General features: G+C 59.0%; 12 protein-coding genes and 1 pseudogene. 6 read left to right on the top strand and 7 right to left on the bottom strand.

Annotated features, from left to right (window positions below; translation table 11 throughout):
- Positions 1–23: 23 nt before the first annotated feature.
- Positions 24–1,595, bottom strand: coding sequence for a DHA2 family efflux MFS transporter permease subunit (locus P3T23_RS11600; protein WP_429316309.1), 1,572 nt, complete (start codon positions 1,593–1,595; stop codon positions 24–26).
- A gap of 241 nt (positions 1,596–1,836) precedes the next feature.
- On the opposite strand from P3T23_RS11600, the gene P3T23_RS11595 reads away from it, so the two are divergent.
- A complete protein-coding gene (locus P3T23_RS11595; protein ID WP_429316308.1) occupies positions 1,837–2,730 on the top strand; it encodes an AraC family transcriptional regulator N-terminal domain-containing protein in 894 nt (297 codons plus the stop codon).
- 116 nt (positions 2,731–2,846) lie between these two features.
- Here the strand turns inward: P3T23_RS11595 and P3T23_RS11590 are convergent, their stop codons facing one another.
- Positions 2,847–3,461 carry an NADPH-dependent FMN reductase gene (locus tag P3T23_RS11590; protein ID WP_429316307.1) on the bottom strand — a complete coding sequence of 205 codons (615 nt, stop codon included), beginning with the start codon at positions 3,459–3,461 and terminating at the stop codon, positions 2,847–2,849.
- Between the two features lie 479 nt (positions 3,462–3,940).
- On the opposite strand from P3T23_RS11590, the gene P3T23_RS11585 reads away from it, so the two are divergent.
- The 3 genes from P3T23_RS11585 (at position 3,941) to P3T23_RS11575 (ending at position 5,799) form a co-directional block, all read left to right on the top strand.
- A complete protein-coding gene (locus tag P3T23_RS11585; protein ID WP_429316306.1) occupies positions 3,941–4,180 on the top strand; it encodes a DUF2964 family protein in 240 nt (79 codons plus the stop codon).
- A 750-nt stretch (positions 4,181–4,930) separates the two neighbouring features.
- The gene (locus P3T23_RS11580; protein WP_429316305.1) at positions 4,931–5,329 is read left to right on the top strand and encodes a transposase; all 399 of its coding nucleotides are present in this window, start codon (positions 4,931–4,933) and stop codon (positions 5,327–5,329) included.
- A 161-nt stretch (positions 5,330–5,490) separates the two neighbouring features.
- Positions 5,491–5,799, top strand: a complete 309-nt coding sequence (locus P3T23_RS11575) for a hypothetical protein (protein ID WP_429316304.1) — start codon at positions 5,491–5,493, stop codon at positions 5,797–5,799.
- Positions 5,800–6,024: 225 nt separating this feature from the next.
- Here P3T23_RS11575 and P3T23_RS11570 read toward each other — a convergent pair whose 3' ends face one another.
- Complete coding sequence (locus P3T23_RS11570) at positions 6,025–6,915, bottom strand: AraC family transcriptional regulator (RefSeq protein ID WP_429316303.1); 891 nt, start codon at positions 6,913–6,915, stop codon at positions 6,025–6,027.
- Positions 6,916–7,281: 366 nt separating this feature from the next.
- Between P3T23_RS11570 and P3T23_RS11565 the strand changes: the two genes are divergently transcribed.
- On the top strand, positions 7,282–7,740 hold the full coding sequence (locus P3T23_RS11565; protein WP_429316302.1) for a DUF5131 family protein: 459 nt from the start codon (positions 7,282–7,284) through the stop codon (positions 7,738–7,740).
- A 2-nt stretch (positions 7,741–7,742) separates the two neighbouring features.
- On the opposite strand, the gene P3T23_RS11560 is transcribed toward P3T23_RS11565, so the two are convergent.
- Positions 7,743–7,988, bottom strand: a complete 246-nt coding sequence (locus P3T23_RS11560; protein WP_429316301.1) for a hypothetical protein — start codon at positions 7,986–7,988, stop codon at positions 7,743–7,745.
- A gap of 259 nt (positions 7,989–8,247) precedes the next feature.
- On the opposite strand from P3T23_RS11560, the pseudogene P3T23_RS11555 reads away from it, so the two are divergent.
- Positions 8,248–9,440 (top strand): annotated as a pseudogene (locus P3T23_RS11555) (polyhydroxyalkanoate depolymerase); the annotation flags it as partial.
- 277 nt (positions 9,441–9,717) lie between these two features.
- Here P3T23_RS11555 and phbB read toward each other — a convergent pair.
- From phbB to P3T23_RS11540, 3 genes are all read right to left on the bottom strand, one after another.
- Entirely contained in the window at positions 9,718–10,461 is a 744-nt protein-coding gene (gene phbB, locus P3T23_RS11550; protein ID WP_429316300.1) for an acetoacetyl-CoA reductase, read from the bottom strand.
- Positions 10,462–10,625: 164 nt separating this feature from the next.
- Positions 10,626–11,201, bottom strand: coding sequence for a phasin family protein (locus P3T23_RS11545; protein ID WP_429316299.1), 576 nt, complete (start codon positions 11,199–11,201; stop codon positions 10,626–10,628).
- 242 nt (positions 11,202–11,443) lie between these two features.
- Complete coding sequence (locus P3T23_RS11540; protein ID WP_097391163.1) at positions 11,444–11,641, bottom strand: hypothetical protein; 198 nt, start codon at positions 11,639–11,641, stop codon at positions 11,444–11,446.
- Between the last annotated feature and the right edge of the window lie 370 nt (positions 11,642–12,011).

Here is a 12,011-nt window from a genome sequence, read left to right as displayed (position 1 = left end):
GTACTTCAACAATGGTTCGATTTTTAATGTGCTGCCGACGCTGCACCAGAACCCCCTCCCGTGACAGGACGTGTTATCCATACGAGCGGGATGATGAGGATGAAAATGAACGTCGAAATGTAAAAGAAATCATCAAGGCCCATGATTGCAGCCTGGTTGGTCACGGTCACGTCAAACAGCGCCAGTGCAGAATCTCGACTGATATGCAGCCCATTCTGGATGGATTCAATGGTGTTGGTGAATACAGGATTGGCTACGCTTGCCTGTTCGGTCAGGCGGACGTGATGGAGTATCGTCCGGTTACTCCACACGGTACCGGATATCGAGGTCCCGACCGCACCGCAAAAGATGCGGACGAAATTCGACAAGCCTGCCGCGGCAGGAATACGTTCGGGAGGAAGGCCGGACAGGAGGATGGAAACGAGCGGGACGAACCACAGCACGGTCGGAATACCCTGCAGGAGGGTCGGCAACACGAGGTGTAGCGTGTCTACGTCGCTCACGTACTGCGTCCGCATCAAAAAGACACCCGCAAATCCGATGAAGGCCGCGGTGGCCACCGTGCGCGGGTCGATCCTGTTGAGCACGTGCCCCATGAAAGGCGAGAGGATCACAGTAAAGATGCCCACGGGCGCGGTCACCAGGCCCGCTTCGAATGCACTGTACCCAAGATAACTCTGCATCCACTGCGGCAGCAGCACGAGATTGCCAAAATACACCGCATAGGAAACCGAAACGGCTATCGTGCCCCCGCTGAAATTGCGCAAGGCAAAGAGGCGCACGTCAACAACAGGGTTCTCGTCTGTCAGCTCCCATATCAGGAAGAATGCGAAACCGATGACGGCCGCTATGCCCAGCTCCACAATGAACGGCGATCTAAACCAATCCAGATCCCTACCCTTGTCGAGCATCACCTGAAGCGAGCCCACCCATGCCACTAGCAGAAGCAGTCCCACCCCGTCGATAGGAAGCTTTTTCGTCGGCGTTTCCCGGCGCCGATAGATGATCCACGTCACAGCCGAGGCAGCGATCCCCACCGGGATATTGACGTAGAAGATCCATGACCAGCTGTAGTTGTCCGTGATCCATCCGCCCAGGATAGGCCCGGCAATCGGCCCCACCGTCGCAGTCATCGCCCACAGGGCCAGTGCCAGGCCAGCCTTGGCCTTGGGATATGAGCTCAGCAAAACGGATTGGGACAGTGGAATCAATGGGCCGGCCACCACGCCCTGCAGGACTCGCGCCGCGAGCAGGAGCGGCAGGCTGGGCGCAATTCCGCAAAGCCACGAGGCCAGCACAAACATCAGGATGGATCCGACGAGGAGGCGAACCTGTCCGAAGCGCTGCGTGAACCAGCCGGTCAGCGGCATCGAGACTGCATTGGCGGCGGCAAAGATCGTAATGACCCACGTACCTTCATCGACGGATACCCCAAGATTGCCGGAGATCGTCGGTATCGCGACGTTGGCGATCGATACATCGAGCGCGGACATGAACGTGGCCAGCGCGACAACGATGGTCGCGACCACCAGCTTGCTTCCTGTCAGCGGTGGAAACCCGGTTGTCGGCCCGGGTGAAGCAGATTCTTGCGCCATCGACTATAACGTGCGTAAGGCGTCACGTGGGAAATGAAACTGAAGCACTCAGAAAGCGCTGCTCCGGCATGCGGCGAAACCCGTGAGAATCGGCAGCACGGGAACGATGCCACGGATACCGATGCATCGGTTACATCAATCCCCCAAAAGTTGTGCCTGATCCTGCAAACAGACACCCAAATGGTTCTATCTGCCGCTACCATGGGGTGGAACAACTTCCGGTTCGGCATTGTCGCCCGCCATGAGTATCCAAACCTTCAGGGAAATTGCCCGGCTGGTCGCCCGTCATGCGAAAGACGAAGGTCGGAACGCCACGCCTGTCGACAGCCTGGTGGTAGCGCGGTACACATCCCGTTCACCGTCGATCCACTCCCCGCAATCGCCGATGTTCGGGATGGTGGTACAGGGCAGAATGAGCATCGAACTTGGTGGGACGATCCAGAATTTCGGGTTGGGTGACTATCTGTTTGTGTCGTTCGATGTTCCGGTGGCATTCCGGGTTATACAGGCTAGCGAGGAACAGCCGTGTCTTGGACTAGGTATGTCGATTTCCCCGGAGCGTCTATACGAAGTGCTCGCCAGGGTGGAGGACATTCCCCCACATCCCGCGGCAACCGAAGGAGCATGCAGTGTCATTGTCGCAAGCGCGAGCTTCGACTTGCTGGGTGCGGCACTTCGCCTGTTACGCCTGCTGGATACCCCCGGCGACATCCGGCCGATGGCGCCCCTTATCGAGCAGGAGATCATTTACCGGCTTTTATCCGGGCCGCATGGCGGACGCCTGCTGCAACTGGCCGTAGCGCACAGTCCGGCCAACGGCGTAGCCAAGGCGATCGCCTGGCTGCGCAGGCACTACGTGCAACCGCTGCGGATCGCGGACCTTGCCGATCAGGTCGGGATGAGCGAGTCCTCATTGCACCACCACTTCAAGGCAATCACCGGCCTCACGCCTATGCAGTACCAGAAGCAGCTCCGACTGCACGAAGCACGTCGGCTAATAGAGATCGAGCGTCGGAACATCGGCAGCGCCGGCTATGCGGTGGGCTATCAAAGCCGCTCGCAGTTCAGTCGTGAATACAGCCGGCTATACGGGGTGTCGCCGCAGCAGCACATGACCAGCAGCAGTTCGACATAACGGAGGGGTTGTGCCCTCGTTGATCCCGAAAACTTCCGGGCAGCTCGACAGGCTCCAGCATGGCTCTCTGGTAGCCTGGAGCGAGAAAGCCACTATCTGGACGTCGCCGTGGGGCCTCAGCCCGAGACAGCGTCGCACTGCGAATCCGCGACAAGTTGCATCGTAAGATGTTCTAGCGCCGCTACCCTACGGCCATCTCGCAGTTCGCCGGCTTCGTCGAACGCTTGACATGCGTGCCGTACCAGGACTGTGGAAAGGAACGCCACCTTCAGGTCTATCTCGATCGATACACGCATTTTAAGTGCGGCGACGTCGACGCCAAACCCGTCAGCCGAAAGGGCGGCCAATGCGTATACCGGTCGGAGTCGCTCTGGCGACTGTCGTCGTTCGGCCTCTATCGCGCCGAGCCACGCGATGGCGTTGACCAGTAACTTCGGCAAGTAGCCGTGGCGAGCTGTCGTCACTAATAGGACACCGTTTTGTCTGAGCGCCAGTTTATGCAGAGATCGGGCCTCCAGGGGGACGTCCTCAGGGAGGTCGATACGGTCAGGATAGAGCGGCAATGGGTATTCAGTCAGGTTCAATACCGTTAGCACGGCATTTTCTGCTGCTAGCCGTTTAGTGGCAAGTGCGGTCAGGCGACCGTCGCACGATTCCCTGGTCGCCGATGTCGACACTATCAGGATTTTTGGTCGACACTTCGATGCACTGCCGAAAATACTTGTCGTCATCTCTCGCTCCCGTTCACGTTGAGGTCGCGATCAGTACGCTTAACCGAAGCGTCGCACCGCCCATTGGACTTTGCGCTGTGGTGGCTTGCTCTCTTCGACCGAACCTCGTTGCCGACGAACGCACATTCAACGGTTTTGTGAGAAGCAACCGTTTACGAAAGATGGCACGGCGCCCGCGTATCGGTTACCGCAATCGCGCGAGAGTTGTGCCTGATCCTGCAAAAGAAACATCAGCGGATCGATCTGCGGCTACGATGGAAGGACTGGGACAACATCCGGCCCGGTCCCGTTGCTCAGGCAGCACCTGAGAGCTAACGATGTCACCCCGCAGAGCTCCAAACGATCGCTACCTGCGACGAACGTTATCCCCGCGCCTTCGGCCGCCCCCCGGGCCGAAGTGCCTTGGCGCCACCACTGCAGGTGGTGGCGCACTTTTTCACGTGCGGCGGCGTTCGATAAGCGTTGGAGACCCGCGGCAAATGGCGCGTAGTCGACGCGCCGTTCGGGAGAACGTCACGGTGCGAGCTGAATGGAGAATCGCGCTTGCAGCGCTTGCGGCTTTCGCTGCGCTGGCGGGCGTGGCGATCTGCATCCAAGGGCTGTTGTCCGACCTGACGCGGGTCATCTGGTTGGGCATTGGGATCATTGCCGCAGCGGTCGTTGCGCTCGTCGTGATGCTGAACCTGTGGCCGAATGACGATTGGCATGACGATTGGTAGTTTGAAGTGCGTGATGGCGGACATCGATCCGGGCATCGACGGTCGCAGGCCCAACTCGCAGGCGGTGCAATACACGTCTCCCACTATGTCTTCATGCTGCATGAAGAAGCTCACACGCATTGCATGTACGCCGGAGAAGAAAAGGTGTCTGTTGACCTCGAAAAGGACGTAGGCGCGCGCGTCGATTGCGATGGGGCACAAACGCTTGACCAATTGACTTCGCAGTCCTCGTCACACAGCGCGACAAGCGTTATCCCGAGTAAACCAATGACGACAATGATTGCCGTCACAACCGCAAGTCTCAGAAGCGTTCGGTTCGCAGCATCGATTCGTCCTCCTCCACTTTGCTGCGAACCCCTTGCACGAGCTTTTCTCATCCAATCCACCGTTCGTCTATTCAATGGGGCGACCAGCCAGGCAATTTCCCTGAAGATAGGGGTACTCATGGTGAGAAACGAAGCCGATTTGGGAGTTGTGCCAGTCCTCACAATGGTAGCTGCAGATGGATCGGCATGTGCATCCGTTTGCAGGATCAGGCACAACTCTCGGCGAATTGATGTAACCGATGCGTCGCCATCCGTGGCATCGTCTTCTTACGGCCTGGTTAGGCTGTAGTGGGTATCTGTGCTTGATCGAAGAGGGTGTTCGAGGTCGCGGTGGGCTATCCTCAAGGCGGCTCGAAGCACTGTGGACGAGCGGAGCGCGCTGCGAGCCGGCACACCGGAGTTAGCTTTGTTGAGGTGAAATATGATGCTGGCCGACGATTTAGGAGACAACGAGTGGGAGTTGGTCGAAGCGTTGTTCTGTGCGAAGCCCGCGCGGAGCGAGCGGCGCGGCCGGCCGCGCGCGCAAACGCGTGCGGTTCTCAATGCGGTGCTATGGGTGCTCTCGACCGGCGAAGGCTGGTCCAGGCTGCCGGGCCGCTACCCGTCGCCGCCTACATGCAGGCGCCGCTTTGACGAGTGGCAGGCGGATGGCACGCTCGCCGAAATAATCAAACGTCTCAACTCGAGCGGCCGCGAAATTTCGCCGCGCGGCAGCATCGGCGCCACCGCCGCCAAACCGCCGGCACAGCCTGGCAGCGATCGCCTGCGCGGCGCCTTCTGGACCAACCCGGCGTCCTGGCGGACGCCGGTCAGGATGGCGTAACGCACGACGAACTGTCCGATGAGGATGGCTTCATCCGACACGAAGACAGTCTGCGAAGGGCGGTCATGACGGAAACGGGATGACGATGAACCGGAGCGGCGTTTTCATGCGAAACACGACGGTTTTGCCTCCTGGCCAGAAAGCGTAGAAATTAGCCTGATATGCCCGTCGACCTTGAACAACTAAGAAAGCTGGCGGAAGCCATGACGGGTGAGGCGGCTGATACCCTTCGGCAAGCGGCCAGCGAGATTGGACTCCTTCGCAGGCACCTGTTTGAGGCGCATGCCAGTAATGCGGACAGCGAACGGCTCGACTGGCTAAGTGAGCAGGCTCATGAAGAATATTCTGATCCAGTGCGTCGCACCTACTTTGCGCTGCCCCGCATCGTGACGAAGAAAAATGATGCAAGCGCTACGACATTGAGAGAGGCTATCGACCTCGTTCGCATGCCTCACCATCACGACGTGTAGGAAGATCTTCAACCCGCTGCATCTGTGTGGGCTACAACTGCAACCGCCCGGTCTTACGAGCGTGTGTCCGACGATAGCTGACGCACGATATCCGCGTGTTCGGAACAAAAAAATGCCGACCGCTGTGCGATCGGCAAAAGGCTCCAGCTTGTTAATTAGGAGGGCCGTGCTGGAACCTGAAGGAGCTCCCGCGGACATGGTGGGATCGGTGAGAGCTACCTCCGTTCATGCATGAGTGCTGCCATTCATGTGCTGCTGCGGCGATACCCCGTATAGCCGGCTGTATTCACGGCTGAACTGCGAGCGGCTCTGATAACCAACTTCATAGCCGGCGCTGCCGATGTTCCGACGCTCGATCTGTATTAGCCGACGCGCCTCGTAAAGTCGGAGTTGCTTCTGGTACTGCATGGGCGTAAGGCGGGTGACTGCCTTGAAATGATGATGCAATGAGGACTCGCTCATCCCGACATGGTCGGCAAGGTCCGCGATCCGCAGCGGTTGCACGTAGTGCTTGCGCAGCCAGGCGATCGCCTTGGCTACGCCGTTGGCCGGACTGTGCGCTACGGCCAGTTGCAGCAGGCGTCCGCCATGCGGCCCGGATAAAAGCCGGTAAATGATCTCCTGCTCGATAACGGGCGCCATCGGCCGGATGTCGCCAGGCGCATCCAGCAGGCGTAACAGGCGAAGCGTCGCATCCAGCAAGTCGAGGCTCGCACGGGCGACAATGACACTGCATGCACCTTCGGTTGCTGTGGGGTGTGGCGGCAAATCCACCCTCGCGAGCACTTCGTGTAGACGCTCCGGGGCAATCGACATACCTAGTCCAAGACACGGCTGTTCTGCGCTAGCCTGTATAACCCGGAATGCCACCGGAACATCGAACGACACAAACAGGTAGTCGCCGACACCGTAATGTTGGACCTGTCCACCGAGTTCGATGCTCTGCCGACCCTGTACCACCATCCCGAACATCGGCGATTGCGCACAATGGATCGACGCCGAACGGGAAGTATGCCGCCCTACTAACAGACTATCGACAGCCGTGGCGTTGGCACCTTCGTCTTTTGCATGACGGGCGACCAGCTCGGAAATTTCCTTGAAGATTTGGATACTCATTGTGGGCAACGAAACCGATCCGGGATCTGTACCAGTCCTCCCATGGTAGCCGCAGATAGATTCGCCTGTGTGTCCGTTTGCAGGATCAGGCACAACTCTCGGGGGATTGATGCAACCGATGCGTCGGTATCCGTGGCATCGTTCGCATGCCGTCGATTCTCAAAGGTTTCACTGCATGTCACTGCCAGGCTTCCCGGGTGCGCTTCGCTTCGATCCCTGCGCTAGCGAACACTACGATGCTGCCCGAGTTCACCACGGCGAACTGCGCATAAAGCGTGGTTGCTCGTGTGTGGCCCCTGCCGAACGTCTGGGCCCGGCGTCAGCGTCGAGGATCAAAAGCGCGCCGACGAGCGGATACCGCAACTGTTGCGGGTTCCTGCAGCGGTGTGCTGGATCAGCGCCGAGCCGTTGCTCGGGCCGGTCGATCTTGTCAGCGCGGGCGCCATCTGGTCGAACATGAACGGGAACATGATCAACTCACCCAGAAGCGGTCTGCGCGGCGTTGACTGGATCGTCGCCGGCGGCGAAAGCGGCCCGGGCACGCGACCGATGCATCCGGATTGGGCTCGCTCGCTGCGCGACCAGTGCGCAACCGCTAGTGTGCCGTTCCTGTTCAAGCAATGGGGCGCATGGTTGCCGGTTGAAACGGACGAGCCGGGCGACGGCGACTGTTATGCGATTGCCGATGACGGCTCCGACCGTGAGCTCAGCGGGCGCCACGAACTGACGTCGATCGGGATGCAAGAATTTCTCTGCGTCGGCAAGAAAGCCCCCGGTCGCGAACTCGACGGCTGCACGCACGATGAGTTTCCCGAGGTGCAATGAATCTACCCGTTGCCAACCTCGTGACCTTCCAGGCCAAGGGACACGATCTTCAAAATGTATTCCAACGCGTCAGCCTCGGAAAGCCCGCCTTTAAGAAGCGGTTCGATGCTCACGTGCCGCGGCGGAAGAAGGCCACCCCGCACTCCGGCCGCAGGTTGGACCAAGATCGACGCCTCGGCCTTATCCGCGATCAGCATCACGATAATTTGATGACCGTGCACAACATTTCTTTTGTTCAGTGAATTCATGGCTGTCTCCTGACGTGGGTTGCCAGCAATCCTAGCATGAAGGAACGCCCCATCCTTTTCAGCGGCGTGATGGTGCGCGCGCTGTTCGACGGCCGCATGCATGACGATTTTCCAGAGGTGCCATAATGCCCTGCACTCCTTTCCGCTTGCCTGATGGAACGAAGAGCATGCCGCATACCGCCACCACCCATATTCAGACCATGAGGATAACGATAAGAGCAGGAAGCGGCGTTCCAGGCGCACCGGAACCAATGCATATGTGTATGAGTTGCATGATTGGCAGAGAGCAGCGTGGGCTCCTTTCCTTCCCTGGCTTCAGGTCACAGCTAACTTCCTCACACGCGTCGGTAACTCGTTACACCCGACACCCTCCAGACAAATTGCCGCCGGCTGCGACTTACTGGTGAGACTGCACAAGCGTTACGCAAAACCGCAGTTCGGGCTCACCGAAACGGTCGTTGACGGACGGCAGGTGATGGTGACCGAGACCGTGGCGCTGGAGAAGGCATTCTGCCGCCTTGTTCACTTCCAGCGGGCGACCCCAGGCAAGCATCCCGTTGTGCTAGTGGTCGCTCCGCTGTCAGGCCATTATGCGTCACTACTGCGTGACACGGTACGGGCGATGCTGCCGGATTTCGATGTCTATATCACTGACTGGCTCGACGCCCGCGAGGTCCCCCTTTCCGATGGAGCATTCCATCTAGATGACTACGTCGCCTATGTACGTGAGTTCATCGACTTTCTCGGCCCGGAAGTTCATGTGGTAGCGGTGTGTCAGTCCACGGTTCCCGTCCTCGCTGCCGTTTCCCTTGCGGCAGCACGGGGCGAGCCCACGCCTGTGAGCCTGACCCTGATGGGCGGTCCGGTCGATGCGCGCCGTAGCCCCACCGCGGTCAATAAACTGGCTGTCAGCAAACCACTCGACTGGTTCGCGCGCACGCTGATCAACACGGTGCCGCGTCCACACTGCGGCGCCGGTCGGCGTGTGTACCCGGCTTCCGACAGCATATGGCTTTCGTGGCGATGAATCCCGATCGCCACATGAAGGCGCACGTCGATTACTACTTCGATGTATCCGCGGGCAACGTGGAGGCGAGCGTTAAACATCGTCGTTTCTATGACGAGTACAACGCCGTGCTCGACATGGCTGCCGACTATTATCTGGAAACAGTCCGCGTCGTCTTTCAGGAGTTTTGCCTCGCACGCGGCACCTGGCGAGTAGATGGCGAACATGTACTCCCGAACACTATCCGCGGCTCGGCCCTGATCACAGTCGAAGGAGACCGTGACGATATCTGCGGACCCGGTCAAACTCACGCTGCGCACGATCTCTGCACTGCAGTCGACGCTTCGCGCAAGCACTCCATCACGGTGGCGGAATGCGGGCACTACGGCATCTTTTCAGGGAGCAGCTGGCGCACGCAGATCTATCCGCAGATTCGCGACCTGATTTATCGCTACCAGGTGGGGTTGAACGAGGGTCGCGAACAGTCGTCAATACGATCGCCCTCGGTACCACAACAGGTTAGCGAGGGCGGAAGCTCAACACCGCGGGCTGCACCAGCCCAACCAGTCGGGATGGTGATCCAGCCGTCTGAGCAGTTTTCGGCGCATTTGCTCCCGGTGATAGTGAGCGGCGACGAACGCTGATGCCGTCACCAGCACGAATGAACCTACTACGATCGCCATTGCTTCACTCATCGGAACCTCCATTGCTGATCTCTCGGGTTCACTGCAGGTGTTGCCCTCCATTGATCGCAATGTTGGCGCCGGTCACGAAGCCCGCTTCGCGCGAACACAGGTACAGCACGAGTGCGGCAACTTCGTCCGGTTGCCCGAGCCGGCCGACCGGAATCTGCGGAATGATCTTCGTCTCGCGGATGTCCTCGGGCACCGCCATCACCATCTTCGTCGCGATATAGCCGGGCGAGATCGTGTTGACAGTGACGCCCTTTTTCGCCACCTCGAGCGCCAGCGATTTCGTGAAACCATGCATGCCGGCCTTTGCCGCCGCATAGTTGGTCTGGCCGAACCCACCCTTGGAGCCGATGATCGACGACACGTTGATGATGCGGCCCCAGCCGCGCTCGACCATGCCGTCGCACACCGGCTTCGTCATGTTGAACACCGAATCGAGGTTGGTGCGGATCACCGCGTCCCAATTGACCTTGTCCAGTTTTTTGAAGCTGGCGTCGCGCGTGATGCCGGCGTTGTTGACCAGGATGTCGACCGGTCCGACTTCCGCTTTGATCTGCGCCGTGCATTTTTCGCACGAGTCGTAGTCGGCGACGTCGACCGCATACGCGCGGAACTGTCGTCCCTCGGCTTCCATGCGTGCGAGCCACTCGTTCGCACCGGTGTTGCCGGGCGAATAGGTGACCATGACCGCATAACCGGCGTCATGCAACTTGATGCTGATCGCCTCGCCCAGTCCACCCATGCCACCCGTTACTACCGCGATCTGCTTTGCCATCGAATCGTCCTCGCAAATACCGGCGGTGTGCTCGTCTGTAGAAACACTGCCTTCAGTCAAAAATTGGATGCATTGAAATGCCTGACTCTTACCCAAAGTGAATAAAAGGAATCCTATATATAAGTATGGAACCGAGAACGCGGGCATCGCTGCCCGCGTGAGTCTTAGTGCTTCGCGCTCGCGGCTACTGCAGCCGACTCGGTGGCACTACGTTTGACGGCCTTGGACGCTGAGGCCGTGACGGCTTCGAGATTGGTCCCGGCCATTTCCACGGCCTGCTGCCCCGTCTTCTGCAGCGATTCACACAGCGTGGTGGTGGCGCTGATCGCGGACTTCCACGCAGCGATCGCCGCTTCGGAACCCGCGGGAGCACTCTTCGCCGCTTCCTCGATGAATTCCTGCATGCGTGCGTTATACCGTTCGTACTGCGTCTGTGCGAGTTGCGCGACCTCAGCCTGTGTAGTTGACGCGATGTCGAAGAGTTGACGGCCGTATGACAGTGATTTCTCCGCGAAAGGCGCGGTGAAACCGGCCTGCAGCGTGAACCACTGCTGCGGGTCTGTTGTGCCAGGCGTCTTCGTCAGGTTCTCCTGCGATTCCGCCAGCGTGGACCTGACGACCTGCAGGTTCAGCGCAACCAGTTTTTCGACGCCTTCAAAGACCTTGCCGGTCAATCCGAAGAATGCGTCGAGGCTGGCCTTCTGCGATGCGGCGATTTGCTCGGGACTCGATAGAGCCATTATTGAAATTCCTCAGGATGCAGTCCGCCGCGCGAAACCCCGATCGACCGGATGTCGCGCGGCGAATGGCGATGATGGATGGACCGAAGCGCAAGGACGCCTGCCAGGCAGCATGCGTCGCGAATACTTCGGAGGGTCGTTACAGCAAGAGGCACTACACATTAAAGTCCGACAAAAGCTACTTCGCTTACTTCTTCTTCGGCGCGCTCGCCACGTGATGCAGCGACAGGCGCCGCAATTCCCTAGCGCCTACGCGCGACGGCCTTGAGAATGGAAGCGCCTTCGCTTGTGACATGAGGACGTGGGTGGCCCGACGCAAGGCTTTCCAGCGATATGAGTTGACGCTCCAGCAGCGTGTCGAGCTCGGCGCGACCCAGTTCGATCTGATCCGGCGCGTCCTTGATGAGCATCAAGGTGGCGAATTCATGGGGACTCAGCATATCGTCTCCTCGATTTAGTCTGTCTGCGCCGCGAGCATTAATTACCCTCTCCGCGGCGACTGGCGGCAAATATTTCCTTTACCTTTGCAAAGCAAACGTTCAGGAAATCCTTACAGAGACGTCATCATAACCGCTCAATTTTCAATTGCAATATACGGAGTACATTTTTGATTTGTCTGTTTATTTAGCCTGCATATTGGGGAGACGCCTTGCCCTCGCCCTGCCGGTGCGGAGGCCAAGGAAGCCTTGATCGGCGGGGGTCCGGGCCGATCTGGAGCGCACGCCATGCCCGAATTAGCACTCAATCAAGAACACAGCGCAGCCGCGCCATATTCATATCTGAATATGGCGTTTATAGGTCAGCATTGCC

It is taken from the genome of Paraburkholderia sp. GAS448 (assembly GCF_050435685.1).
Lineage (GTDB): Bacteria > Pseudomonadota > Gammaproteobacteria > Burkholderiales > Burkholderiaceae > Paraburkholderia.
The sequence above is the reverse complement of the archived record's forward strand: the minus strand, read 5'-3'. Positions and strand labels throughout refer to the sequence as shown.

Excerpts from the sequence above, each read along its gene's own strand:
- P3T23_RS11545 (WP_429316299.1), bottom strand. The coding sequence starts at position 11,201 with ATGGCTCTATCGAGTCCCGAGCAAATCGCCGCATCGCAGAAGGCCAGC.
- P3T23_RS11540 (WP_097391163.1), bottom strand. The coding sequence starts at position 11,641 with ATGCTGAGTCCCCATGAATTCGCCACCTTGATGCTCATCAAGGACGCG.
- P3T23_RS11570 (WP_429316303.1), bottom strand. The coding sequence starts at position 6,915 with ATGAGTATCCAAATCTTCAAGGAAATTTCCGAGCTGGTCGCCCGTCAT.
- P3T23_RS11580 (WP_429316305.1), top strand. The coding sequence starts at position 4,931 with ATGCTGGCCGACGATTTAGGAGACAACGAGTGGGAGTTGGTCGAAGCG.
- P3T23_RS11560 (WP_429316301.1), bottom strand. The coding sequence starts at position 7,988 with ATGAATTCACTGAACAAAAGAAATGTTGTGCACGGTCATCAAATTATC.
- phbB (WP_429316300.1), bottom strand. The coding sequence starts at position 10,461 with ATGGCAAAGCAGATCGCGGTAGTAACGGGTGGCATGGGTGGACTGGGC.
- P3T23_RS11575 (WP_429316304.1), top strand. The coding sequence starts at position 5,491 with ATGCCCGTCGACCTTGAACAACTAAGAAAGCTGGCGGAAGCCATGACG.
- P3T23_RS11595 (WP_429316308.1), top strand. The coding sequence starts at position 1,837 with ATGAGTATCCAAACCTTCAGGGAAATTGCCCGGCTGGTCGCCCGTCAT.
- P3T23_RS11585 (WP_429316306.1), top strand. The coding sequence starts at position 3,941 with ATGGCGCGTAGTCGACGCGCCGTTCGGGAGAACGTCACGGTGCGAGCT.
- P3T23_RS11600 (WP_429316309.1), bottom strand. The coding sequence starts at position 1,595 with ATGGCGCAAGAATCTGCTTCACCCGGGCCGACAACCGGGTTTCCACCG.
- P3T23_RS11590 (WP_429316307.1), bottom strand. The coding sequence starts at position 3,461 with ATGACGACAAGTATTTTCGGCAGTGCATCGAAGTGTCGACCAAAAATC.